The sequence below is a fragment of the Acinetobacter sp. YH16032 genome (assembly GCF_013417345.1).
Taxonomy (GTDB): domain Bacteria; phylum Pseudomonadota; class Gammaproteobacteria; order Pseudomonadales; family Moraxellaceae; genus Acinetobacter.
Genome location: NZ_VPEE01000019.1, coordinates 1 through 24,280, shown reverse-complemented (window position 1 = coordinate 24,280; position 24,280 = coordinate 1). Strand labels below are relative to the sequence as shown.

Here is a 24,280-nt window from a genome sequence, read left to right as displayed (position 1 = left end):
AAAAACCGGCTTAAGCCGGTTTTTTATTAGCTGAGCTCAATGATATCAATCATCGGTGGTACTCTGAATCTGAATGGGACACCTACCATGCCAGTACCTACGGACACATAAACATTGGCATGTTCATGCTTATATAAACCACGTTTATGACCCAAGATAGACACTTTTTTCATGATGTAATCTGTCAACCACGGAAGCTCCACTTGTCCCCCATGAGTATGCCCTGACAACATCAACGGATGAGTTGGCAATTTTGGCACCATATCCACCGTATCCGGATTATGTGACAGAATTAACCACGGCTTATCTTGTGGTAAATCAGGCATATCCCGCATGTCAGCCTTACCTGCCCACAAATCCCCCACACCAATCAATCTAAACTCATCAAACTCAACAATCTTACCTTCAATATCCATCACCTGATTTGAAGCTAGCGCATCTTTTAATAATGCCTGAATCGGTGGACCTGGATATTGCTCATCATGATTACCATTCACAGAATAGACAGGCGCTTGAATTTCTCTTAATACTCGGAGCTCTTCTGCCAGCTTATTTTCTGGTTCATAGGTCCAATCACCTGCCACAACCACTAAATCTGGTTGAGCTTGATTAATCTTATTCACGATAATTTTCAGTTGTCTTTCATGCCCAGAAAACAATCCAATATGTAAGTCTGCAATTAATGCCACTTTAATCGGATGTTTAAAGGATTGCGCCGAACTTAACTTGTAACTCAGGTTATTCACTACTACACGATGTGGCTCAATGAAACGTGCATAAATCAATACACTGCTCAACAAGAAAATAAACACACCTTCATGCAATGAAAATATACCTTGCCAAGTAGCAAAAATACTAAAAAACCACAACGGAACAAGTAAATACGAAAGATAAAATGCCAAGAGATGAACAAAGGCTTTAAATGGATGTATGGTTTCAGTTCGAGATTGGCTCATCCATGCTTGCGTGACTCCCCAAATAGCGAAGAGCGAGAAAATAATATAGAACGCAGCAAGGATGTTATTTGTTGTCCACATATTCAATCTCTTTTATTAAATCAGACGAATAATCTGAGTGGTTCATTTATCTTTTAAATGGTGCTCTTTATACTTTAGCACATTGAGTTCAAAGAATAGATTATGCAAGCAAATCACATGGAAAAGAATCAATCTCAACAATTGAATCGCCAAAAGAAAACATCTTTTAAAATGCGCTTCATCATGAGTTCATGTTTGATTCTTGCTTTACCCGCATGCTCAACTTTACCCATTCAACAAGCTGTTGCACCTCAATATGCGTATGACATCGACACTCATGACACTTCATTGGCGCAAATTGTCGAACCTTTGAAAATTAAGAATCCTGAATTAACAGGTTTTCATGTTTTATATGATCCAATCGAAGCGATAGCTGCACGTTTTCAATTAATTGAGAAAGCTGAGAAAACACTCGACCTTCAATATTACATTTGGGATAACGACCGTGTAGGTGCATTGGCTCTTTATAAAATCATTCAAGCTGCTGATCGTGGTGTAAAAGTCAGATTGTTAATGGATGACAATAACGCTAAGACGATGGAAAGTATTTATCTCGCGCTGGATCAACATCAAAACATTGACGTAAAGTTATTCAATCCTTATAAATTCCGACGCCTTAGACCCGTTGATATGATTTTGGATCTGAAACGTATCAATCGACGGATGCACAACAAAACGTTTACAGCTGACAATCAAATTACCCTGATTGGCGGCCGAAATATGAGTAATCAATACTACAATGTCAGTGACCGATATCAATTTTCAGATGTTGATGTCATGCTTGTCGGTCATGCAGTAAGTGATATTACACACTCATTTGATGAGTACTGGAATCATGAATATGCCTATCCAGTTAAAAATATTGTCAATCATCAACAATATACATTGCGCTATGAAGGTTTAAAACAGCAACTGCAAGAGCACTTTGATGATGGTGCTGTACGTAGTTATGTTGAAATTACTCGTGAATCTCATGATTTTGATCGTTGGCTCAATCAAGAAATTAAGCTGGATTGGGTGAAAGCAGAAGTCATCAAAGATTCTCCTGAAAAAATCAAAGCGAAAGCTAAGAAAGAAGAACATCTCAACTTTCAACTGGTTGAACGCTTAGAGAAACCAGCAAAAAGTGTCGATATCATTTCCGCTTACTTCGTTCCTGAGCGCAAGGGTGAGCAACGTTTAAGTGCAATCGCACAAGATGGCGTTAAAGTTCGTGTACTGACCAACTCTTTTAAAGCCAATGATGTTGCACTTGTACATGCGTTTTATGCGAAATACCGTCAAGATTTACTGCAAAACGGCGTAGAGTTATATGAGTTCCTCCCTGCTTTGCCAGAAGAATTCCAAAATAAAAATAATATTGAAATTTCTAAGCAGTCCAAAGTGAGCCTTAAAGGGCTGAGTCGCTCAAGCCTACATGCAAAAATGATGGCTTTGGATGATAAGCAAGTATTTATCGGATCATTTAATTTTGATCCACGTTCAGCCAATTTAAATACTGAAATAGGCGTCATTTTAAACAGCCAGCCCCTAGCGCAAGCTGTGCATAAAACCATGGATCAGAACCTAAAAAAATATGCCTATAAATTAGTTCTAGATTCACAAAATAATATTAATTGGAAACAAGCGACACCTGAAGGTATTAAAATCTATACCAAAGAACCAAAAATGAAATGGTGGCAAAAAGCAAGCTTGAAAGTTATCTCCTGGTTGCCAATCGAAGGATTCATGTAAAAGCAGGGATCATCATGATCCCTGCTTTTACTGATTAAGCTTTGAGTACTTTTTGATGTAATACTTCCAATCCTTCCTGCATTCTGAGTTGCACTTCTCTCGTTAAGCTTTCAACTGTATGTCCAGTAACATCAATCGTGGGCAAAGCTGTTAAATGTGCAACGACTTGAGGCATTTCCAATACTGCTTTGAGATGCGCTGTAAATGCAATATTTCCAATAAAGGGAGCAACCTGATCTAACTCCCCCTCTTGATTGACATAACAGATTAAACAAACTTGCACTGGTTTTTGAGCCTCGATAGCTGCAGCTAAAAGTCTTCCATGCACTTTTTTGACTTTAGTTCCATCAGTCGTGGTTGCTTCTGGAAAAAATAAGACAGGAATATTTTGCTTCAAAAATTCTGTGATTTGCTCTTTAATACGGACCGAATCTCCTGAACCTCGTTTAATGAACAGTGTTCCACCACCCTTGGCAAGTTTCCCAAAAATCGGCCAATTTTCAATTTCTGCTTTTGCTAAGAAAAATACACGCGCACTCGAACCTAATACAGGAATATCTAACCAAGAGATATGATTGCTCACCCATAATGCGGGTTCACGAGGAATGTTGCCATGTACTTGTAAATCGATATTAAAAACTTTGCATAAGCGACGGCAAAAATGTTGTACATAGCGAGTATTGTTTGGATTATTCGGATTTTTATACATTTGATGCCTAAAAATTAAATAAAACCCTTCAGTGACAGCAGCAGTACCTGAGATGATTTTTTGGCTATATAGCGCTGTTTTTGAAAATAAATTGAGTTTTTTAGGCGTTAATTTTGTCATAAATTATTTCACTGAATAATAACAGGCGTTATCCACTATAGCTCCATTCTATACTGAGCTCACCAGAGATGCATTGATTATAAAAACCGTATACACATATTTGAAAATTCAATTTCAATTCAAATACCCAATAAAATATAATTTTTAAATCGAATTTATAGATTTAAAAATTATGCAAACTACAACTCAATCACCATCAAATCAAGTCATTCCCATCTGGTCGGCACTCTTCTCATTGGCATCAATTGTCGGTGGCGTCTTTTTATTTATGCTGGCGTTTATACTTATGTTCAAAACTGCTTTAGGTTAATTTAAATCTATTTCCCTCAATTGTTCAATTTCCTCTACACTAGAGTTTTGATGTGGAGTATTAGCTGAGTGGAAGTTACTGGACAAAATCAAGCAAATGAACGTGCGGTCTTGGTGAGTGTTAATGTCCAAATATTAGAAGATCTTGATCAAGAAGAATTTCGTTTATTGGCCAAATCTGCTGGTGCAGAGATTCTTGAACATATACAAGCTCAACGTATTAAACCTGACCCTAAATTTTTTATTGGTTCGGGTAAAGCTGAAGAAATCGCCGAATTTGTTGCAGCAGTAGAAGCTGATATTGTCATTTTCGATCATTCCCTCACACCATCTCAAGAACGTAATCTCGAGCGTGTTATTCAATGTCGTGTCATCGATCGTACTCGCCTGATCTTAGATATTTTTGCACAACGCGCACGCACACATGAAGGTAAACTACAAGTTGAATTGGCTCAGTTAGACCATCTCGCTTCACGTTTAGTGGGTGGTCGCATGGGCTTAGATGGCCAAAAAGGTGGTATTGGTTTACGTGGTCCAGGTGAAACACAATTAGAAACAGATCGTCGTTTACTTCGTCTCCGCATAACCCAGCTCAAAGACAAACTTGAAAAAGTCCGCCAAACACGAATTCAAGGTCGTGCAGCGCGTCAAAAAGCGTCTATTCCAACAGTGTCTCTAGTCGGTTATACCAACGCAGGAAAATCCACCCTATTTAATATTCTTGCTGAAAGTGATGTGTATGCAGCAGATCAATTGTTCGCAACTCTTGACCCAACTTTAAGAAGATTAAATTGGGATGGCATTGGAACATTGGTCTTGGCTGACACAGTGGGATTCGTTCGCAATCTTGCACACTCGTTAGTAGAGTCATTCAAAGCAACCCTTGAAGAAACACTTGAGGCGACTTTGCTTTTACATGTTATCGATTCAAATAGTCCAGAAAAGCTTGAGCAAATTGATGCTGTTGAAAAAGTCCTAAAAGAAATTGGGGCTCAAGTGCCAATACTACGCGTATACAACAAAATTGATCAAACGGGAGAAGAACCTAAAATCATTTATGCTTCTCCCAATTTGCCTGATCGAGTCTATGTTTCAGCACACTCAAGTCAAGGTTTAGATTTACTGCGACAAGCCGTTCAAGAGTGTTTAATGGGGCAAATACAACAATTTGAACTCACACTCAGACCTGAATATGGCAAATTACGCAATCAACTGTATGAATTAAATGTGATTCAGTCTGAACATTATGATGATCTAGGTCATTTGATTTTAAATATTCAAATTGCGCCACATAAATTAGAGCAACTTATAAAACAAGCTCATTTACCAATTGATCAAATTCTTGGTGATAAGGCGCAACAATTTAAAAGACCTTTAGAAGAGTTTGAAATCAAATCATAAATCAGTTAAAACGTGATAAATAATGTTAAAAGTATAATCATGATGCAGCGGATGAAAACGATAGATTGGCCAGCATGGATTGGCACCATAGTGCTTATTATTGGCTTCCGAGAAGGTTCAGTTTGGCTTATGACTCAATTGAATCATCCCGAACTGGGCAATCTTGTCGGGTTGCTTTCCTTACTACTTGTACTGTTTGCTTGGCGTAGATTTGGCACTCTTCCAACCAGAGTTGTCGATGTAAATAATAAAATCATGAAAGAAAGTGCTTTCGCATTTTTACCAATTAGTGCTGGGGCATTGGTTATGTTGGTTCATATGGGTAAAGAAATTCCTCTTTTTTTACTCGTACTCACGTTAAGTACACTTATTCCACTTTGGGTTTACGCCAAAATGGCAAAACGCTGGTTATAGGAGAGAAATATGCTCGCAATTTTAATCGGCTTTGCTATTACGTTATTCGCCTATTTAATTTCAAAACCCTGTAACCGTGTCGTACCACAGATTCCTGTCATTGTATTCGGGATGTTCTTTGTGATCGTCATCTTACTGATTATTGGTATTCCTTATGATCACTACATGAAAGATGTCAATCCGATTTTTGATCATTTATTAGGATACGTCACAGTGGCTCTCGCGATCCCACTTGCAGCGATGCGTTATGACGATTTACCACTAAAAGGCATTTTAGGAATATTAGTGTTTGCTAGTGTCAGTGCTGTCGCACTGCCTATGGGCTTAGCGTATCTACTGCATATGGCAGATTCGACCATTATGGCTTTCGCTACACGTGCAGTGACAACACCAATCGCAATTAATATTGCGACCTTACTCCATGCACCAATTAGCTTAGCCATTTTAATCGTTATTTTATCTGGTGTGATTGGCGCAGCTTTTTCACCACTCATACTACGTCATATTAATGATGAGCGTGCCTCAGGCTTAGCACTCGGTTTAGCAGCCCATGCGATTGGGACAGCTCAAGCTTGGCAACGAGGCAGTGTAGCTGGTCGTTATGCTGCATTTGGTATGGCGGTAAATGCAACGTTTACAGCCGTTTGGCTCCCTACTTTTATTCACTTTTTAAAAGCGACCTCTTGATTTACCCACGATTGAAAATAAAAAAGCCACTGATAAGTGGCTTTTTTATTAGACGAAAACGACCTAAAGTAGATTCTATGCAAACATAGGATTATCTACAGCAAACATTTGCTGATCTTCAAGACGATACGCCATTAATTGATTGCCCCAGACACAACCACCGTCAACATTCTGAATATGCGCAGATATTGTTCTGCCCTGTAAGGCAGCCCAATGTCCAAAAATGACTTGATGAGTTTGAGCAGCTTTTGACTCATATTCAAACCATGGCTGATAGCCAGCTGGCATCGGCTCATCTAAAGCGTCTTTAAAACTAAATTCAAGTCGACCCTCTGGATCAGTCAAACGCATACGGGTTAGATAATTCACGATACATCGTAAGCGCTCATGTCCTGTTAAATCATCTGACCATAATGTAGGTTCTTTACCATACATTTCTTTCAAAAATGCATCCAGAACATCAAAATCATCATGCGCAATAACCGTTTCAACCTCTTGAGCAAACTGTTTCACTTGCTCTACTGTCCAAATATGTGGAATACCCGCATGTGTAATGACAATATTTTCATTTGGACATAAACATAAGGGTTGTTTGCGTAACCAGTCGATTAAATCATCACTGTCAATCGCATCAATCACATCACGAGTATTGTCTTTCTCTTTAATCTCTTTAATGCCCCTTGCGCACGCTAACAAGGTCAAATCATGATTACCCAAGACTGTCGCAGCAACGCCTCGATCGACCAGTTTCTTGATAAAACGTAAAGCGCCAATCGAGTTTTCACCACGTGCGACTAAATCACCCGCAAACCATAAAAAATCCTGATCAGGATCAAATTTGATTTCCTTGAGTAACATTTTCAAAGCTTCAAAACAGCCCTGAACATCACCAATCACGTAATTATATCGAATGTTTTCACCAGCCATTTATGCATCTACCATTTGATCTGCAAGTGCAACAAATTGAGCAAGTGTTAATGTTTCCGGACGCGCCATTGGATCAACACCAGCTTTTTCAAATCCTTCCTCTTGCAACATGCCTTTTAAACTGTTGCGAAGTGTCTTACGGCGTTGTGTAAATACATGGGAGACTAAACGTGCCAAGGCTTTTTCATTCTTCGCCACTATTGGTTTTACATCATACGGCTCTAAGCGAAATACCGCAGAAGTTACTTTGGGTGGTGGATTGAACGAACCAGGTGGCACTTCAAACAAGAATGTCGGTTTACAGTAGTACTGAATCATGACTGATAAACGACCATATTCTTTGGTATTTGGTGATGCCGTAATACGATCGACCACTTCTTTTTGCAACATGAAGTGCATGTCTTTGACTTTGTCACCAAACTCTAAGAGATGAAATAACAAAGGTGTAGAAATGTTATAAGGTAAGTTACCGACAACACGCAACGGACGACCATCAAACAGTTCAGTGAAATCGTAGCGTAAGGCATCAGTTTCCACAATAGTTAAACGTTCAGGATGCGGTACACGACCGGGTAATCCAGCTGCTAAATCACGGTCTAATTCAATGACAGTTAAAGCATCACATTCACCAATTAAAGGCGATGTTAAAGCAGCAAGACCTGGACCAATTTCAACAATATTGTCACCAGTACGCGGGTTCACCGAACGCACAATTTTGGCAATGACACGTTGGTCATGTAAGAAGTTTTGACCAAAACGCTTACGCGTGTGATGCCCTTCATCTTTCGGGTTTAAGGCATTAATCTGATACATAAAGATTTCCAACGTGTAATTAAGACAAGATCACTGACGCGCTAAATCGAGCGCTAAGTCCACAGCCACCTGTAAGCTCGAGCTTTTCGCAAGTCCAGTACCTGCGAGGGAGAGTGCTGTGCCATGATCGACAGAGGTGCGAATAAACGGCAAGCCCAAAGTAATATTAATGGCTTCACCAAATCCTTGCGATTTTAACACAGGTAATCCCTGATCGTGATACATGGCTAAAACTGCATCGGCATCTTTTAAATTTTCTGGTGTAAATAAGGTATCTGCAGGCAGACATAAACTCATGTCTATCCCTTGCGCACGATAGCGTTCAAGTACAGGATTAATCACTTCGATCTCCTCCACTCCTAAATAACCATCTTCACCTGCATGAGGATTTAAACCGCACACCAAAATTTTGGGAGATTCGATTTTAAATTTTGATTTTAAATCATGAATCAGAATGTCGATGACCTGATGCAAGCGCTCAGCTGTAATCGCATCCGCAACCGCACGAAGGGGTAAGTGCGTGGTTGCAAGTGCAACACGTAAGGTTTTGGTTGCCAGCATCATGACCACGCGTAACACACCAGCAAACTCTTGGTAAAACTCAGTGTGACCACTGAAATGAATACCTGCCTCATTAATCACTGACTTTTGTACAGGTGCTGTCGCCACGCCAACGCTTTTACCTGACATCGCATAATCTGCAGAACGGCGGAGTTGCTCTAAGACATAACTCGCATTTTGAGCATTTAACTCACCCAGTACTACTCTTTCATTTAAAGGAATATGTTCCACATAAAGCTGACCCACTTTTGACGATGTTTGTTGCCCTTGATACTCAATCACTTCAACTTCAAGATGAAGTATTTCTGCACGTTGCTTGAGCATTTGTATATCAGCAAGCACGACGAGTGGACGCTCATCCAGACGTTGCGCAAGGCTTAAACAGATATCAGGACCAATTCCAGCAGGCTCACCGCTGGTGACATACAAAGGAAGCATAACGATCATCATTCAAGGATTTTTATTATTTTAATACAGATCGAATGTGCGATGTTCAACAATCCCAAAATGGTAAAATCTTAGCCCTCTGATTTTTTAATCGTTCTTTTGAGTCTTTTAGCGCCAATCCATACGAAATCTTGCATCTAATAGACCAATTGCATGAGCCATCTCGGATACACATACAATCACGATAACGAGGAACAAACCTAACAAAAGAATCCGTCCAATCGTTGAACGCACTGAATAAAACGCTGAGTCTTTAATGCACAAGAAACCAAAGCCACCGATTGAATAAATAAACCAAGGGAAAATCATAAAATGTGCATACATTGAATATATAAGAATGACACTCAAAACATCGATTCCATAAATAGCGCCAAACACCACGCCTAACGCTAAATATATTCCGAGAAAAATAAATAAAAATCCGGTCAAAAATTTCGTCACTTTACTCACTTTAATTTGATCATGGCGTGAAGATAAATCTGAATGATGAACAGAATGAGAGAAACGATCATTATTATTTTGTGAACTCATCAAAACTCCGAGCTATTATTATGATTATTTCCTCATTCTAAAAGAAATTGATTAAATAAACCGCTATACTTTTCAATCTAAATTAAATAGAATATGCCCCTCGAAATCTTAATATTTTGATTGTGGTTCTAGTGTTTTTCCGCTAGAATTCGCTCTCCTTTTTGTTTGGACAGATTCCACCGTCCAAACCAACTATAATAGGTAGTGGTTAATGAAAACTCTCAGCGCTAAGCCAGCTGAAGTTCAACACGACTGGTACGTTGTTGATGCTTCTGGCAAAACTTTAGGTCGTCTTGCGACTGAAATCGCACGTCGTTTACGCGGTAAGCACAAAACTTCTTATACTCCTCACGTTGACACTGGTGATTACATCGTAATTATCAATGCTGAGCAAGTTCAAGTAACTGGTAACAAGTCACTTGATAAGAAATACTATCGCCACACTGGTTTCCCTGGTGGTATCCGTGAAACTAACTTTGAAAAATTAGTTGCTCACAAGCCAGAAGAAATCTTCCAACGCGCTGTAAAAGGCATGTTGCCAAAAGGTCCTCTTGGTTATGCTATGATCAAGAAAATGAAAGTGTATGCTGGTGCTGAGCATCCTCACACAGCTCAACAGCCACAAGTTTTGGACATCTAAGGGATACAGCACATGGCTACTAACTATGGTACAGGTCGCCGTAAGACCGCAACTGCACGTGTTTTCCTATCTGCTGGTACTGGTAAACTCGTTATTAACAACCGTTCTTTAGAACAATACTTCGGTCGTGAAACTGCTCGTATGGTTGTACGTCAACCACTTGAGCTTTTAGATGCTACTGAGAAATATGACCTTTACATCACTGTTGCTGGTGGTGGTATCGGTGGTCAAGCTGGCGCAATCCGTCACGGTATTACTCGTGCATTGATCGCTGCTGACGAAACTTTAAAACCTGCTCTTCGTCAAGCTGGTTTCGTTACTCGTGATGCTCGTGAAGTTGAACGTAAGAAACTTGGTTTACGTAAAGCTCGTAAACGTCCACAATTCTCTAAACGTTAATTTGTTTTCCGAATTCGGACAAAAAAACCTTGGCTTATGCCAAGGTTTTTTTTCATCTTTATATTTTCCCTTACTCATGAAAATCAGTCGTACACGATACTTTAAAATGAATATTAAACTCTGATATCAATAAAAAGACGCTAGTTTTTATTGCTCTATTTTGACTGACTTAAACAAATATATGCTTAATCATCTATCCCAATTTGAGGATTGTTAACTTTTTACAACTTTATTAAAAAATACTTTCATGCAGTTTTTTAAATTAAAGGGATAAAAATGTTAAATAGGGAAATATGTTTATCATTCGCCGTAGCCGCTACAATATTAGGTACATCCAATATTGCACAAGCAAATAACTCACAATTGATAGATGCTTTAGCCGTGTGTTGGCAATCCAATACGGGTAAGCATGTTTGTGATGGACCCATACAAAGATTAATGTCTTCATATGAAAACATAAATAAAGCATTAGAGTTAGTTGGATGCTCAGATGGATACCCTGTACAAAATAACAGTCTGGTTCATCGATCTTTAGGTCAAAAATTCTCAGTGGTTTACAAGTGTAGCTATAAACTTAGACCAGGCGACACAAGTGCATTAACTAACAATCGCGACGTCCGTCAATGGTGGAGTGGAATCATACATTAGTGCACAAGGCCGATTTAAAGATCGGCTTTTTATATCGCTTTGGATAAAAAGCTAAAGATTAAATTTCAACAATACAAGGATAGAAATTTAAAAAACCACGTTACAGACATAAATACGATTCAATATGAAATTCAAGTGTTTTAATAGGCATCGCTCATTAAACGATGATTTTAGCGTGCATTTTTAGTATCCTTATCTATTCATTAATACTTTGATTGGAATATGTCAGTCGAAACCACCCCCTTACAAGGCATCACCGTTTATAGTCATGCAGATGACTTTCGATCGCATTGGATTCGCTTCTTACTGGCAGAAAAACAAATTAAACATAATTTATTTATTGTCGACGAAGACAACGAGGATCTTGCGAGTTTAAATCCATACAATCGACTCCCGATGATGATTGAAAATGAGTTAAAACTTTTCAATACATCCATCATTTCTGAATATTTAGATGATCGCTATCGTCAGAATAAGTTATATGCAGATGCTCCTGCTCCACGTGCAGAACAACGCCAATATATATGGCGTTTTGAAAATGACTGGTTAAAACTTGCAGATGATATGTTGCGCCACCCAGACACACTTGATGTTGACGCACAAAAGGCAGCCCAAAAAAAGTTAAAAGATACGCTTATCTCGCTGACACCTTTGTTTCAGCACTATCCTTATTTCATGTCTGAACAATTTACAATTTTAGATTGCATGTTGGCACCGATTTTTATACGGTTAAGAACGATGGGTATTGAGCTTCCAAAGCAACAATGCCGCCCGTTTTATTTATATTGCCAGCGTGTTTTCAGTCGTCCAGCCTTCATTAAGTCCATGACGGTTCAGGAAAAAAATCGTTATAGTCCTGAATTAAAATCCGCTTAAAAAAGCAAAAGAGTGAGTCACATGTCTGATCAAGAAATCAAATTAAGTCCAACTCGCCCGTATTTAGCACGTGCGATTTATGAATGGATTTGCGATAACAATCTCACCCCATATCTACTGGTAGATGCCACACAGCCTTATACCGATGTACCTACACAGTTCGTTCAAGACGGTCAGATTGTTTTAAATATCGTGCCACATGCTGTGCATCAACTACACATGAGCAATGAAGCGATTACCTTTTCTGCACGTTTTGGTGGTGTTTCCAAAGATATTTATGTGCCAATCAATGCTGTACTCGGGTTATATGCAAAAGAAAATGGTCAAGGATTATTCTTTGATCCTGATGAATATGCCAATGCACAAACGGATGAAAATCCGATAGAATCTAAACAGCAACAAAATCAAGAAAATGAAGCACCAAAGAAAAAACCGAGTTTAAGAATTTTGGATTAAAAACTTACAGGAGAGTTGAATGGCTTTTGATTTAGTACAATATTTTGTTGAGCAGACCAAAATTCAAAAGCCTCAGCTGTTGAAACAGTATCCAGCTGAACAACGGCATGAATATCTCAATGAATTAAATATCTTAGCTTTAGGTAAACTCATCAGCCTATGGCGTAAAGACGAAAAAAAAATATACCAAGAAATTCATGCCGCTGACCAACTTTATATTCAAGAAGTCGCACGGCATTTGACGACATCTCAACATAATCAGTCTACGCTGTCTCATCAAGAACTTGAAACTGCGACATCAGAGATTTTGACCTTACAGCTTAATGAACTTAAACAACTTGATGTAACAGGTCATTATCAACTACAAGGCATGAATGAATTACTTCAGGGTCAAGTTGAACATCTCTCTGGTAAAGCAAAAGATTGGGTTTGGCTAACAAATAACCTAAATGAGTTGATTGGTTCTCAACCTGTCATTCAAGAAGAGATATCATTAGACCAAACGATGAAGGAGTTTCATGACATGGTCAATCAAGTTCAACATGATCACCACGATGTTGCTGAGCCAGAAGTAGTGGCTACACCAACTTGGGCAAAAGTTTTAGAACCTGTAGTTGCGATTGCAATTCTTTGGGTGCTTTACTGTGCCGTACAAACAGTATTTGCATAAATCCGGTCATAAAAAAAGCCATCGTTAGATGGCTTTTTTTATTGCTTATTCAGCATCAACCTCAATATTCATCAAGATTTGACGTTTTTTCACTTGCTGACCAACTTGTCCTACGATTTCACCCACAACACCGTCGACATCTGACTTAATTTGCTGTTGGATTTTCATCGCTTCAAGAATCAATAATGTTTGCCCTTTAGTTACACGCTCTCCAGGTTGAGCAATGACATTTATAATTGCACCATCCATTGGGGCACGAATTTTACCATCCCCTGCCACATCGGCAGTCTCAGGTGGTAAATAGGTAATATTTTCCACCATGACGTTGCCATTCGCGCGATCTAAATAAACAAAATTACCATCAAGAACATAGTCAATTCGACGTCGAATTCCATTAATGCTATAAATCAATTGCTGTGTATTTTGCGCTACAACCTCAATCGACTGGCTTTCACCACAGGTTTCAACACTCACTGAACGACCATCACGATGCACAATGAGATCTAACTTTTGATCATCATATCGAAGTTTCAGTGGTAATGCTGAAGAAACTCCTGTGTTCCAATCTGTTTGCGCAGATGCATTTATCAACAACGCTGCAATCAATGCTAAGCTTTCTAAATTTAGACTCTGTTTATTCAAACTCACATCACTTTGGAAATGCTGTTGAATAAAACCAGTGTTCACATCACCCTCCACCACAAGTGGATGACGTAATAAGTTAACTAAAAATTCCTTATTACTGTTTACACCTAACAGTACAGAATCATTTACAGCACGTGCAAGTAAACGAATCGCATCGGTACGTGTTTTGCCATGTACGATGATTTTAGCCACCATTGGATCGTAGAATGGGCTAACTTCATCAGTTGGCATCATACCGTGATCGATACGTACGCCTTCTAAATCCGAAGGTTGCCAACGTAATACTTTGCCTGTTTGTGGTAAGAAGTCTTGACGTGGGTCTTCTGCATATAAACGCACTTCAATGGCATGACCATTCATAGTCAATTCTTCTTGCTTGAGCGGTAATGTTTCACCGTTTGCCACACGAAGCTGCCATTCCACAAGATCAAGACCTGTAATCATCTCTGTTACAGGATGCTCTACTTGCAAACGTGTGTTCATTTCTAAGAAATAAAACTCACCTGATTGATCTAGTAAGAATTCAACCGTACCTGCACCCACATAGTTACAAGCTTTGGCTGCTGCAACTGCTGCATCACCCATGGCTTGACGTGTTTCTTGTGTCAATACTGGACATGGTGCTTCTTCAACCACTTTTTGGTGACGACGTTGAATCGAGCAATCACGTTCAAATAAATACACGTAGTTGCCATGTGTATCACCAAAGACTTGGATTTCTACATGGCGAGGTGCAATCACTGCTTTCTCGATAATCAGCTCACCCGAACCGAATGCATTTTCTGCTTCAGAACGTGCTGTTTTTAACGCTTCAAGCAATTCAGCTTCTTGATGTACAAGACGCATACCACGTCCACCACCACCTGCTGATGCTTTCACCATCAATGGGAAACCTACTTTTTTCGCTTGATCTGCTAAAAAGTCGATGTCTTGTTGGTCGCCCTCATAACCCGGTACACATGGTACGCCTGCTTCAATCATGGCGATTTTAGACAAACGCTTGCTACCCATGAGCTCAATCGCACCTGCTGGGGGACCAATAAAGGTAATACCATTTTCTGCACATGCTGCGGCAAAATCTGTATTTTCAGATAAGAAACCATAGCCCGGATGCACAGCATCTGCGCCCGTTTTCTTACACGCTTCGATAATATTTGGAATCGATAAATAAGATTCTGATACTTTTGAAGGGCCAATATAAACCGCTTCATCTGCTACTTTTACATGACGCGCATTTTTGTCGGCATCAGAATACACAGCAACGGTTTCGTAACCTAAGGCTTTTGCTGTACGCATCACACGAGCAGCAATTTCACCACGGTTTGCAACTAATACTTTTGTAAACGCCATAGTTCCACCAATTTTTTAGGCTCCTCTTGTTTTGAGGAGCGTATCCTTTTTAATTCACATTCATACAGGCGTTGGAATGTGGTTTATTCTGCCCAGCTTGGTTGGCGTTTTTGAATAAACGCCATTGTGCCTTCCATCCCTTCTGCGCTTGCCACGGCATCTGCAAATTGACGTGCTGCATCATCAAGTAGCGGCCCCAATTCTTCTTTGGTGGTACGATGTAATAATGCTTTGGTTGCACGCGATGCCAATGGCGCACAGCGTTTAATTTGGGTAATGGTTTCTTCAAGTGCTGATGCAAGTTCAACTTCATCTGCAACCACTTGATGCACAATCCCCACCTCTAAAGCGGTTTGACCCTTAAAGCGCATACCTAATAATGCTAAGCGACGTGCTTGAGTTAAACCAACACGCGTCACTACAAATGGTGCAATTTGTGCAGGTAAAATCCCTAGACCAGTTTCTGGTAAGCCAAATTGTGCTTCTGCATGCGCAAGTGCCACATCAGACACACATGCCAAACCAAAACCACCACCGAGTACCGCACCTTCTAGTACAGCAACTACGGTTTGTGGTGCTTGATCCACTTGCTCAATCAGCGCACCAAACGTACGGTTAAATTCGGTATAAGGTGTGTTGTTGCCCACTTCCATTGCTTTAGCACGGATCGCTGCCATATCTTTAATGTTACCACCTGCACAGAAGTGACCGCCTTTACCACGCAAAATCACTGCACGTACAGATACATCATCTTTGATCGCAGCAAATACCGCTTGCATCGATTGGACCATCTTTAGGCTCATCGCATTACGACTTTCAGGATGGTTTAACCATAAAGTTAAGATGCCACCGTCTTGCTCTAGGATGATGCTGCCATCAACTTCTAAATTGGCAATTGAGCTTGATAATGTCATATCAGATCTCCTGCTTATTTTTTCTTACCAGGAAGGATGTCCATCATCTTACAGATAATGCCAAGCATGATTTCGTCTGCACCACCACCGATCGAAACTAAACGACCATCACGGTAGAATTGTGCTGCTGGGTTGTCTGCCATAAAGCCATTACCACCCCAGAATTGTAAGCAGCTATCTGCAACTTCACGTGTTAAACGACCTGCTTTCAGTTTTGCCATAGACGCCATTTGCGTTACGTTTTCGCCTTCGATATGTAATTGGCAAGCACGATAGGTTAATGCTTTCAGCGCTTCAATTTCAGTCATTAATTCGGCAAAACGGAAATGGATATATTGGTTGTCAATTAACGGCTGACCAAATGTGGTACGCTCTTTCGTGTATTGAATTGTTTTTTCGATACATTGCAACATTCCACCCATTGCGTTTGCAGCACCCCACATACGCTCTTCTTGGAACTGAAGCATTTGCATCATAAATCCCATGCCTTCTTGACCCACTAAGTTACGTTGTGGCACACGTACGCTGTCAAAGAATACTTGTGCAGTGGTACTAGAACGCATACCTAATTTATCTAATGGCTCAGAGAATGTAATCCCCGGTGTGTTTGCTGGAACCACAATCATTGACTTATTAAAGTGTGGCTTACCGTCAGAGGTATTCGCTAACAAACAGAAAAAGTCTGCTTGAAGCGAGTTCGTAATCCACATTTTGTGACCATTAATAATGTAGTCATCACCATCTTTTACAGCTGTAGTTTTAAGTGCTGCAACGTCAGAACCTGCTTGGACTTCAGATACCGCAATCGCTGCAACTTTTTCACCTGCAACTGCTGGTGTTAAAAACTCATCGCGTAATTCTTTAGAACCAAAACGAGCAATCGCAGGTGTTGCCATATCAGTTTGTACACCCATCGCAAGTGCAACACCACCCACGTTGATACGACCTAACTCTTCTGCAACCACCAAGTTATAAGAGTAATCGAGTGCCAAACCACCGTTTTCTTCAGGTTTACAAATACCTAATAAACCCAAATCACCCATTTTTTTGAATACTTCATGAATTGGGAATCGACCCGCTTTTTCCCATTCTGCTGTAAATGGGTTGATTTCGTTTTCTACAAATTGACGTGTTGTACGGCGTAGCGCTTCATGTTCTTCAGTAAATTTCATTTTTGTCTTCCTTAAAATTTCAATATTTTTTTTAATCTTTAATCTCCCTTGCGAAGCCATGCTTCTCACCACTTTAAAAAGAGGGGGAATTCCTCACTTTTCACAGGGATGAGGAATATATTCCGCAAGAGGGATTTATTAGAATCTTGGCACACCAAAACGTGTTGGATTCAACTCACGTGCTTGTGATTCATTAATCGTTTGCAATAAGAAAATTAGCAATTTACGTGTATCACGTGGGTCGATAATGCCATCATCATGCAACATCGCTGTGTTGAATAATGCAGTCGATTGCGACTCTAATTTCATTGCTGTCGATTGTTCTAAGAAATCTAACATTTGCTCATTTGGCTCCATGCCAGATTCACGCTGTTTTGCTTCTGCAACAATACGAAGAACTTTACCAGCTTGCGCACCACCCATTACCGCAACACGAGAGTTCGGCCATGAGAAGATAAATTGTGGGCCAAGTGGACGACCACACATCGCATAGTTACCTGCACCATATGAACCATGGGCAATGATTGATATCTTCGGCACTGTACAGTTGGCAACCGCTTGGATCAGTTTAGAACCATGTTTGATGATGCCATTTTGTTCTGCATCTGTACCCACCATAAAGCCTGTGGTGTTATGCAAGAATAAAATTGGGCGACGTGTTTGTTCACATAACTGAATAAACTGCGCTGCTTTTGCTGCACCTTGTGGGGTAATTGGGCCATTATTGGTAATGATGCCTAAATGCATACCACCAATTTGCGACCAACCACATACCGTATGTGAGTCATACTCATTTTTAAATTCGAAGAAATCAGAATCATCAACAATACGAGCAATGATTTCTTTCATATCCAAAGGTTGTTTTGGATCTGATGGAATAATGCCAAGTAACTCATCTGCCGAGTAACGTGGCTCTTTATATTCTGGAATATCAAGTTTCACTTGTTCTTTCCAGTTTAAATGCTTAAATATTTCACGTGCGATACGGATACCATCAGCATCATTTTCTGCCAAGTATTCTGCTGTACCTGCCACTTGCGCATGCATTTCTGCACCACCCAATTCTTCAGCAGTTGCGACTTCACCTGTTGCAGCAAGTAACAATGGCGGCCCTGCAAGCAACATTTCGGTTTGCTTACGTACCGTAATTACGTAATCAGATAAACCCGGTTGGTATGCTCCACCTGCTGTTGCGTTACCATGTACTACAGAGATTTGTGGAATCCCTTTTGCAGATAAACGTGCTTGGTTGGCAAATGTTGTACCACCGGCAGTAAATACTTCTGCTGCATAGTTTAAGTTTGCACCACCACTTTCTGCCAAAGTAATGATTGGTAATTTTTGCTCTAAGGCAATTTGGTGTAAACGAAGGCTTTTGTGTACACCCATTGGGGCAATCGTACCGCCTTTGATCGCACTGTTATTGGCAGCCACCATACAACGTGTACCATTTACAAAACCAATCCCTGCAATGATCCCGCCACCTGCCTCTGAACCATCTTTATCATCATGCATCTTGTAACCCACAAGACCACACAACTCTACAAATGGAGAATCTGCATCGAGCAACATACGTACACGCTCATGCGGTAAAATCTTTCCTTTTTTATCAAACTTAGGCTTAGCTTTATAAGAACGATCTAGCGCACTTTTTTGAATCGCTCGAATCTCTTCGATTTGCTCGAGCAATTTCGCTTTATTCTGTTCAAATACTTCGCTTCCTACTGCAACTTCGGACTGAATCACTGCCATTCCGTTTCCTCCTTGTTCCTTATAATCTCGATTAATTCTTTTCGTCTTTTTTCTTTAGTACATCTGGAATAAATGCACGGTGGAAGCCGTTATAAGACTCACTATTTTCTGCAGATGATAATGGGAATACGCGTGTACCTTGTGAAGCAGCACCATCGATACGTACTGTCATCCCTGAAACAAAGTTGGCCGCTTCAGAAAGTAAATACACAATCGCTGAAGACACTTCCGATTCTGTTCCCATACGTTGTAAAGGCACATTGCCTGAAAGGTTTGGGATAATAAATTCCGCCACAGGGCCTGAATAGGTATCCATGCCTGATGAGATAATCCAACCCGGCGCTACGCAGTTTACACGTACACCTGATTTACCCCATTCCACTGCAGCCGTTTTGGTCAAGTTATCCACACCCGAACGTGCTGCACCTGAATGCCCCATGCCAGGCATACCGCCCCACATATCTGCTGCCATATTGACAATGGCACCACCATTTTTTGCCATCCACTGGTTATAGGCTTCACGCATTAAAAAGAACGTTGCGTGCAAGTTGTTACGGATCACCGCATCAAAACCATTGGCAGAAATACTTTCTAAAGTCGATGGGAACTGACCACCTGCGTTATTGACTAAACCATCAATGCGACCAAATTTTTCGATCACTTCCGCAATCATATTTTTGACTTGTTCTTCTTCGCGGTTATCACACACGATGCCATGTGCGTGACCACCATCTTCTGTAATTTCAGCAATCACTTTTTCAAGTTTTTCAATCTTACGACCTGTGATGACCACTTGCGCACCAAGTGATGCAAGCTCATGTGCCGTACAACGACCAATCCCCGAACCACCACCTGTCACAATCACGACTTTGCCAGCGAACGCATCATTTCTAAAAATTGATTGATAACCCATTGCGCATAATTCCATTTTTAATTGATGTAAATTTTCTGGATTGGGCATCATGGCGATGCCCAAAGCTGTGCTTACAATAAATTTGCAGGCACTTTCACTGGCATATCTAACAATTGTTGTGCAAAGGCTTTACCTTGTGGGTCAATACGTAAACTCGCAACACCACCACCACCAAGCGCATCAATCAATAAGAAGTTCATGGCATTTAAACCCGGTAATTCATAGCGACGAACTTCGCCACCCTCACCGCCTTCAAATACATGCTTCATATATTCAGCAACATTGGCTTCCGTTAAAGATGCACGAATCCAAGGTAAGAATTCTGGTTTACGTGCAAGTACACCGATGTTGCTGTAGTTACCTTTATCACCACTACGTGCATGTGCAACTTCAACCAATGGCACTTCGATTTCATTACCTGTTAAAGTTGCCACTTCACCTGTAGGAATCGTTGGAATCTCTGCAAGCGGCTCACCCTGTGGTACATCAACTTTATGACGCTCACCATTGATATCCACTTCAACATTTAGTTGAGATTTCTCTACCAAGAACGAGAATAATTTAATCACTGGAGATGGTTTTGGACGACCACCCACAATCCCTGTTAATGCAGGTGCCATACCTGTTGAAGCTTGCGCAATCTCAGATGCAAAGAACATACATGCTTCTTTAAACATATGTTTAACGGCAATTTTCACCACAACTTCACGAGGTTTTTGCACACGACGATTTGCGCCATACGTTGTTTCTGTACCTAAAATCTCAATTGATTTTTCAGTAAATGGTGGAATCGAACGAAGCGCCATTACACGCTCAACTTTATTTAAAATTGCATTAGAAACGGCATAAGCTTTTTCTTCTGCATCTTGGCCTGCAAGTAAGAAACTCACCAACACACGGTTACCATCAGGATAGGTTGTGCTTACTTTGTAATGTTGTGTCGGTGCTGTACCTTTTGCACCTGTCACCAATACACGGTGCTCGCCTACTTGCTCAAGTTTGACTTGGCTAAAGTCAGCAGTTACATCAGGCAATAAATAAGCTTGTGGATGACCAATTTCATACACAATTTGCTCGCCCACAGTACCTGTAGAAACTAAACCACCTGTACCATTTGGTTTAGTGACGATAAATGATGAATCTGCTTTCACTTCAACAATTGGGAAGCCCATGTTGTCAAAGCCTTCAACCAAACGCCAATCTGTGAAGTTACCGCCAGTACATTGTGCACCGCACTCAATCACGTGACCTGCAAGTGCAGCTTGTGCTAATTTATCGTAATCGTTTAAATCCCATTTGTATTCATGCAATAAAGGCCCAATCACAACAGCCGAATCCACGACACGACCTGTGATCACAATGTCTGCACCTAAATCCAGAGCATCACGAATACCTACGGCACCCAAATAAGCATTACTACTTGCGACATGTGGAGGAAGATCCTCACCATTAAACATTTCTTTTATATTTTGTTTTTGAAGTTCAACGTGCTGATCCATTAAATCATCACCAAGTACCACCGCAACTTTCAAATCTAAACCAGCATTTTTGATCACTTCTTGAAGTGCATCACGGCATGCCAATGGATTTACACCGCCAGCATTACTTACAACTTTGATTTTCTTGTCCGCAATTTTTTTGATGAGCGGTGTCATAACACGACTAACAAAGTCCAATGCATATCCATGAGAAGGATCTTTCATTTTGGCTTTTGCCATGATAGACATGGTGATTTCTGAAAGATAATCAAATACTAAATAGTTAATATCCGACATATGTACCAATTGAAATGCAGCTGTGTTGGTATCTCCCCAGAAACCTGAAGCACAGCCAATTTTTACAATTTTTTGTTCGTCCTGAATATTTGTCATAACAATCTCATTATTCTGTTTAGAATTTGAGATTAATCTACCAAGCAAGCGCTTGGTTTGTAAAGTGCAAAATGTTATTATTATTTGCAAATCTGCTTATTGCGCTAAAATTTGCATGGAAGCAACGCGTTTAGAAAACAAAATAGGATAAAATAACAAGATGATCGCGACCTCTATTGACCAAATTCAACCAATAGCCTGCTTTGACGATACACCACGTGGTCGTTTACTTTTGGGGGCAGCTTATTTATTCCATAAACAAGGTTATGCCAAAACCACTGTTCGTGAACTCGCTCAGTTTATTGGTATCCAATCTGGAAGTTTATTTCATCATTTCAAAACCAAAGACGATATTTTGGCGCATGTGATGGAACAAACCATCATTTACAATCACGCTTGCCTTGAAAGTGCCATATCCACTTCAGACCATCCAGAGCAACAACTCAAGGCTCTGATTAAAGCTGAACTCGATGCGATCTCTGGGGATACAGGTTCCGCTATGGCTGTATTGGTCTATGAATGGTTTTCACTTTCTGAGGAAAATCAGAAGAAACTATTAAAATTAAGAAATGATTATGAAGGGATATGGCTGAGTGTCATCAAGGTATTACATGACAAAGGCAAAATTAAGCACGATCCTTTTATCTGGCGAAGACTGATTGGTGGTTCAATCGCTTGGACCGTAACTTGGTACAATCCAGAAGGGAAAATGTCACTTGATGAGTTAACCAATATCGTCTGGGATATGGCAATGAATGCTTAACTTTATATCTGATCAATTAAAAAAGGTGGCTTATCCACCTTTTTATTTCTTTTAGAAGCCCAGCTGTCGGCTTGCCAAATCTTTCATAATTTCCTCAGCTCCACCGCCTATCATATTCACTTTAACTTCGCGATATATACGTTCAGATTTCATGCCACGCATAAAGCCCATGCCACCTAGTGTTTGAACGGCTGCATCAGCACAGAATTGCATAGTTTGCGTTGCTACGTTTTTGAGCATACAAATTTGTGCAATCATTTCATTCCCTTGAAGTTCAGGACGCCCCATTTTATATGCCGTATCTTCAAGTAAAGCGCGAGTCGTTTGTAAACGTGTTGCCATATCTACCAATTTATGACGAACAACTTGATGATCTACCAAGCGTTTACCAAAAGTACGTCGCTGTTGAGCCCAATCTAGAGCTTCTTCATAACAAACTTTTGCATAACCATAACTACTCGCAGCCAAGAAAAAACGCTCCATATTGAAGTTATTCATGATAACAAAGAAACCCATATTCTCAGGACCAATCAAATTTCTTGCAGGCACTTTAACTTGATCGAAGTGTAGATGAGCGGTATCAGAAGCCCACCATCCCATTTTATCTAACTTCGTTTTTGTAATACCTGGTGTATGGGCATCAATCAGTAGCATTGAGATACCATTGGGTCCTTTTCCTTCAGGATCAGTTCGAACGGCAACGGTATAGTAATCAGCGCGAATACCAGAAGTAATAAAGGTTTTTTCGCCACTGACTACATAGTAATCACCTTCTTTTACTGCTTTTGTTTTAAGTGCTGCAACATCAGACCCCCCTCCCGGTTCTGTTATTGCTAATGCCGAAATCTTCTCACCTGATAAGATTTGTGGCAAAACCTCTGCTTTCACCTCTTCACTTGCAAAGCTATTGATTGGCGGTGCACCGATCATATGTGAAAGTAAGGAAGCGATTAACCCACCTGATGCCGCCTTTGCCAACTCCACACATCCCAATAAAGTATAGAATGCATCTGTATCTGGGATACCACCGTATTTTTCATCAAAACCTGATGCCATCAATCCAACTTCTGCAGCTTTTTTGTAGAGTTCTCGTGGAAAAGTTTCAGCTTCGTCCCACTCATTTATATAGGGAATAATTTCTTTTTCTACAAATTTTTTTACTGCATCGGCAAATGCAAAGTGTTCATCTGTGTAATAGATCGGATTGTATTGCATCAACTATGTCCCTGAAATTATTTAAATCCTCATAGGCATACTGACATTTATTGTTGTTTTTTTAATTGCAAGAATCATCAATCTTTTGGCATAAATTAACTGAATGGAGCTTCTTATTTAATTACAAGGGTTTAATTATTTTCAAATTCAATTTTTCCACATAAAAAAACACCCCCTTCTATTGAAGGGGGTGTTTAGAATAATGAGCTGGCGATGACTTACTCTCACATGGGTAACCCCACACTACCATCAGCGCTAAGAGGTTTCACTTCTGAGTTCGGGAAGGGATCAGGTGGTTCACTCTTG

The 24,280-nt window shown here is 40.2% G+C and carries 24 protein-coding genes and 1 rRNA gene; 11 read left to right on the top strand and 14 right to left on the bottom strand.

What is annotated here, in order from left to right; all coding sequences use genetic code 11:
- Window positions 1-26 precede the first annotated feature (26 nt).
- On the bottom strand, window positions 27-1,037 hold the full coding sequence (locus FTV32_RS10600; protein WP_180028603.1) for a metallophosphoesterase: 1,011 nt from the start codon (window positions 1,035-1,037) through the stop codon (window positions 27-29).
- 171 nt (window positions 1,038-1,208) lie between these two features.
- On the opposite strand from FTV32_RS10600, the gene FTV32_RS10595 reads away from it, so the two are divergent.
- Window positions 1,209-2,771 carry a phospholipase D family protein gene (locus FTV32_RS10595; protein WP_257227618.1) on the top strand — a complete coding sequence of 521 codons (1,563 nt, stop codon included), beginning with the start codon at window positions 1,209-1,211 and terminating at the stop codon, window positions 2,769-2,771.
- Window positions 2,772-2,805: 34 nt separating this feature from the next.
- Here FTV32_RS10595 and FTV32_RS10590 read toward each other — a convergent pair whose 3' ends face one another.
- Window positions 2,806-3,600 carry a 1-acyl-sn-glycerol-3-phosphate acyltransferase gene (locus FTV32_RS10590; RefSeq protein ID WP_180028602.1) on the bottom strand — a complete coding sequence of 265 codons (795 nt, stop codon included), beginning with the start codon at window positions 3,598-3,600 and terminating at the stop codon, window positions 2,806-2,808.
- 378 nt (window positions 3,601-3,978) lie between these two features.
- On the opposite strand from FTV32_RS10590, the gene hflX reads away from it, so the two are divergent.
- The 3 genes from hflX to FTV32_RS10575 are packed head-to-tail and all read left to right on the top strand — an operon-like array spanning window position 3,979 to window position 6,411.
- On the top strand, window positions 3,979-5,310 hold the full coding sequence (gene hflX, locus FTV32_RS10585; RefSeq protein ID WP_092768502.1) for a ribosome rescue GTPase HflX: 1,332 nt from the start codon (window positions 3,979-3,981) through the stop codon (window positions 5,308-5,310).
- A gap of 42 nt (window positions 5,311-5,352) precedes the next feature.
- Complete coding sequence (locus tag FTV32_RS10580) at window positions 5,353-5,724, top strand: hypothetical protein (protein WP_180028617.1); 372 nt, start codon at window positions 5,353-5,355, stop codon at window positions 5,722-5,724.
- A gap of 9 nt (window positions 5,725-5,733) precedes the next feature.
- Window positions 5,734-6,411, top strand: a complete 678-nt coding sequence (locus FTV32_RS10575) for an LrgB family protein (RefSeq protein WP_035270007.1) — start codon at window positions 5,734-5,736, stop codon at window positions 6,409-6,411.
- A 75-nt stretch (window positions 6,412-6,486) separates the two neighbouring features.
- Here FTV32_RS10575 and FTV32_RS10570 read toward each other — a convergent pair whose 3' ends face one another.
- From FTV32_RS10570 to FTV32_RS10555, 4 genes are all read right to left on the bottom strand, one after another.
- Complete coding sequence (locus FTV32_RS10570) at window positions 6,487-7,338, bottom strand: symmetrical bis(5'-nucleosyl)-tetraphosphatase (RefSeq protein WP_180028601.1); 852 nt, start codon at window positions 7,336-7,338, stop codon at window positions 6,487-6,489.
- The gene (gene rsmA / locus FTV32_RS10565; RefSeq protein ID WP_035270009.1) at window positions 7,339-8,151 is read right to left on the bottom strand and encodes a 16S rRNA (adenine(1518)-N(6)/adenine(1519)-N(6))-dimethyltransferase RsmA; all 813 of its coding nucleotides are present in this window, start codon (window positions 8,149-8,151) and stop codon (window positions 7,339-7,341) included. It abuts the gene before it with no gap.
- 30 nt (window positions 8,152-8,181) lie between these two features.
- Window positions 8,182-9,162, bottom strand: a complete 981-nt coding sequence (pdxA, locus tag FTV32_RS10560) for a 4-hydroxythreonine-4-phosphate dehydrogenase PdxA (RefSeq protein WP_228133293.1) — start codon at window positions 9,160-9,162, stop codon at window positions 8,182-8,184.
- 105 nt (window positions 9,163-9,267) lie between these two features.
- Complete coding sequence (locus tag FTV32_RS10555; protein ID WP_035270015.1) at window positions 9,268-9,690, bottom strand: hypothetical protein; 423 nt, start codon at window positions 9,688-9,690, stop codon at window positions 9,268-9,270.
- Between the two features lie 211 nt (window positions 9,691-9,901).
- Between FTV32_RS10555 and rplM the strand changes: the two genes are divergently transcribed.
- The 6 genes from rplM to FTV32_RS10525 all read left to right on the top strand — a co-directional run bounded on the left by rplM (window position 9,902) and on the right by FTV32_RS10525 (window position 13,379).
- A complete protein-coding gene (gene rplM / locus FTV32_RS10550; RefSeq protein ID WP_035270016.1) occupies window positions 9,902-10,330 on the top strand; it encodes a 50S ribosomal protein L13 in 429 nt (142 codons plus the stop codon).
- A gap of 12 nt (window positions 10,331-10,342) precedes the next feature.
- On the top strand, window positions 10,343-10,729 hold the full coding sequence (rpsI, locus tag FTV32_RS10545; RefSeq protein ID WP_035270019.1) for a 30S ribosomal protein S9: 387 nt from the start codon (window positions 10,343-10,345) through the stop codon (window positions 10,727-10,729).
- Window positions 10,730-11,005: 276 nt separating this feature from the next.
- Complete coding sequence (locus tag FTV32_RS10540) at window positions 11,006-11,377, top strand: hypothetical protein (protein ID WP_180028600.1); 372 nt, start codon at window positions 11,006-11,008, stop codon at window positions 11,375-11,377.
- 222 nt (window positions 11,378-11,599) lie between these two features.
- Entirely contained in the window at window positions 11,600-12,253 is a 654-nt protein-coding gene (locus FTV32_RS10535) for a glutathione S-transferase N-terminal domain-containing protein (protein ID WP_035269487.1), read from the top strand.
- 21 nt (window positions 12,254-12,274) lie between these two features.
- On the top strand, window positions 12,275-12,709 hold the full coding sequence (locus tag FTV32_RS10530) for a ClpXP protease specificity-enhancing factor (RefSeq protein ID WP_035269488.1): 435 nt from the start codon (window positions 12,275-12,277) through the stop codon (window positions 12,707-12,709).
- A gap of 19 nt (window positions 12,710-12,728) precedes the next feature.
- The gene (locus FTV32_RS10525; RefSeq protein ID WP_035269490.1) at window positions 12,729-13,379 is read left to right on the top strand and encodes a hypothetical protein; all 651 of its coding nucleotides are present in this window, start codon (window positions 12,729-12,731) and stop codon (window positions 13,377-13,379) included.
- A gap of 45 nt (window positions 13,380-13,424) precedes the next feature.
- On the opposite strand, the gene FTV32_RS10520 is transcribed toward FTV32_RS10525, so the two are convergent.
- The 6 genes from FTV32_RS10520 to FTV32_RS10495 form a co-directional block, all read right to left on the bottom strand.
- Window positions 13,425-15,374, bottom strand: coding sequence for an acetyl/propionyl/methylcrotonyl-CoA carboxylase subunit alpha (locus FTV32_RS10520; protein ID WP_035269495.1), 1,950 nt, complete (start codon window positions 15,372-15,374; stop codon window positions 13,425-13,427).
- Between the two features lie 83 nt (window positions 15,375-15,457).
- A complete protein-coding gene (locus FTV32_RS10515; protein ID WP_035269505.1) occupies window positions 15,458-16,288 on the bottom strand; it encodes an enoyl-CoA hydratase/isomerase family protein in 831 nt (276 codons plus the stop codon).
- Between the two features lie 14 nt (window positions 16,289-16,302).
- Window positions 16,303-17,460, bottom strand: coding sequence for an acyl-CoA dehydrogenase family protein (locus tag FTV32_RS10510; RefSeq protein WP_035269512.1), 1,158 nt, complete (start codon window positions 17,458-17,460; stop codon window positions 16,303-16,305).
- 138 nt (window positions 17,461-17,598) lie between these two features.
- Window positions 17,599-19,212, bottom strand: a complete 1,614-nt coding sequence (locus FTV32_RS10505; RefSeq protein ID WP_035269519.1) for an acyl-CoA carboxylase subunit beta — start codon at window positions 19,210-19,212, stop codon at window positions 17,599-17,601.
- A 31-nt stretch (window positions 19,213-19,243) separates the two neighbouring features.
- Window positions 19,244-20,125, bottom strand: coding sequence for an SDR family oxidoreductase (locus FTV32_RS10500; protein ID WP_092768552.1), 882 nt, complete (start codon window positions 20,123-20,125; stop codon window positions 19,244-19,246).
- A gap of 71 nt (window positions 20,126-20,196) precedes the next feature.
- Window positions 20,197-21,996 carry an acyclic terpene utilization AtuA family protein gene (locus tag FTV32_RS10495; protein WP_092768480.1) on the bottom strand — a complete coding sequence of 600 codons (1,800 nt, stop codon included), beginning with the start codon at window positions 21,994-21,996 and terminating at the stop codon, window positions 20,197-20,199.
- Window positions 21,997-22,156: 160 nt separating this feature from the next.
- Between FTV32_RS10495 and FTV32_RS10490 the strand changes: the two genes are divergently transcribed.
- Complete coding sequence (locus tag FTV32_RS10490) at window positions 22,157-22,759, top strand: TetR/AcrR family transcriptional regulator (protein WP_035269534.1); 603 nt, start codon at window positions 22,157-22,159, stop codon at window positions 22,757-22,759.
- Window positions 22,760-22,810: 51 nt separating this feature from the next.
- On the opposite strand, the gene FTV32_RS10485 is transcribed toward FTV32_RS10490, so the two are convergent.
- The gene (locus FTV32_RS10485) at window positions 22,811-23,974 is read right to left on the bottom strand and encodes an acyl-CoA dehydrogenase family protein (RefSeq protein ID WP_180028599.1); all 1,164 of its coding nucleotides are present in this window, start codon (window positions 23,972-23,974) and stop codon (window positions 22,811-22,813) included.
- A gap of 205 nt (window positions 23,975-24,179) precedes the next feature.
- Window positions 24,180-24,280, bottom strand: a 5S ribosomal RNA gene (gene rrf, locus FTV32_RS10480); the annotation flags it as partial.

What these genes read in the sequence shown, in the direction of transcription:
- FTV32_RS10520 (WP_035269495.1), bottom strand. Translation starts at nt 15,374, where the DNA reads ATGGCGTTTACAAAAGTATTAGTTGCAAACCGTGGTGAAATTGCTGCT.
- FTV32_RS10510 (WP_035269512.1), bottom strand. Translation starts at nt 17,460, where the DNA reads ATGAAATTTACTGAAGAACATGAAGCGCTACGCCGTACAACACGTCAA.
- FTV32_RS10495 (WP_092768480.1), bottom strand. Translation starts at nt 21,996, where the DNA reads ATGACAAATATTCAGGACGAACAAAAAATTGTAAAAATTGGCTGTGCT.
- FTV32_RS10555 (WP_035270015.1), bottom strand. Translation starts at nt 9,690, where the DNA reads ATGAGTTCACAAAATAATAATGATCGTTTCTCTCATTCTGTTCATCAT.
- FTV32_RS10535 (WP_035269487.1), top strand. Translation starts at nt 11,600, where the DNA reads ATGTCAGTCGAAACCACCCCCTTACAAGGCATCACCGTTTATAGTCAT.
- FTV32_RS10525 (WP_035269490.1), top strand. Translation starts at nt 12,729, where the DNA reads ATGGCTTTTGATTTAGTACAATATTTTGTTGAGCAGACCAAAATTCAA.
- FTV32_RS10540 (WP_180028600.1), top strand. Translation starts at nt 11,006, where the DNA reads ATGTTAAATAGGGAAATATGTTTATCATTCGCCGTAGCCGCTACAATA.
- FTV32_RS10490 (WP_035269534.1), top strand. Translation starts at nt 22,157, where the DNA reads ATGATCGCGACCTCTATTGACCAAATTCAACCAATAGCCTGCTTTGAC.
- FTV32_RS10600 (WP_180028603.1), bottom strand. Translation starts at nt 1,037, where the DNA reads ATGTGGACAACAAATAACATCCTTGCTGCGTTCTATATTATTTTCTCG.
- FTV32_RS10590 (WP_180028602.1), bottom strand. Translation starts at nt 3,600, where the DNA reads ATGACAAAATTAACGCCTAAAAAACTCAATTTATTTTCAAAAACAGCG.
- FTV32_RS10515 (WP_035269505.1), bottom strand. Translation starts at nt 16,288, where the DNA reads ATGACATTATCAAGCTCAATTGCCAATTTAGAAGTTGATGGCAGCATC.
- FTV32_RS10575 (WP_035270007.1), top strand. Translation starts at nt 5,734, where the DNA reads ATGCTCGCAATTTTAATCGGCTTTGCTATTACGTTATTCGCCTATTTA.
- rpsI (WP_035270019.1), top strand. Translation starts at nt 10,343, where the DNA reads ATGGCTACTAACTATGGTACAGGTCGCCGTAAGACCGCAACTGCACGT.
- FTV32_RS10505 (WP_035269519.1), bottom strand. Translation starts at nt 19,212, where the DNA reads ATGGCAGTGATTCAGTCCGAAGTTGCAGTAGGAAGCGAAGTATTTGAA.
- FTV32_RS10485 (WP_180028599.1), bottom strand. Translation starts at nt 23,974, where the DNA reads ATGCAATACAATCCGATCTATTACACAGATGAACACTTTGCATTTGCC.
- FTV32_RS10500 (WP_092768552.1), bottom strand. Translation starts at nt 20,125, where the DNA reads ATGGGTTATCAATCAATTTTTAGAAATGATGCGTTCGCTGGCAAAGTC.
- FTV32_RS10530 (WP_035269488.1), top strand. Translation starts at nt 12,275, where the DNA reads ATGTCTGATCAAGAAATCAAATTAAGTCCAACTCGCCCGTATTTAGCA.
- FTV32_RS10595 (WP_257227618.1), top strand. Translation starts at nt 1,209, where the DNA reads ATGCGCTTCATCATGAGTTCATGTTTGATTCTTGCTTTACCCGCATGC.
- FTV32_RS10570 (WP_180028601.1), bottom strand. Translation starts at nt 7,338, where the DNA reads ATGGCTGGTGAAAACATTCGATATAATTACGTGATTGGTGATGTTCAG.
- rplM (WP_035270016.1), top strand. Translation starts at nt 9,902, where the DNA reads ATGAAAACTCTCAGCGCTAAGCCAGCTGAAGTTCAACACGACTGGTAC.
- FTV32_RS10580 (WP_180028617.1), top strand. Translation starts at nt 5,353, where the DNA reads ATGCAGCGGATGAAAACGATAGATTGGCCAGCATGGATTGGCACCATA.
- pdxA (WP_228133293.1), bottom strand. Translation starts at nt 9,162, where the DNA reads ATGATGATCGTTATGCTTCCTTTGTATGTCACCAGCGGTGAGCCTGCT.
- rsmA (WP_035270009.1), bottom strand. Translation starts at nt 8,151, where the DNA reads ATGTATCAGATTAATGCCTTAAACCCGAAAGATGAAGGGCATCACACG.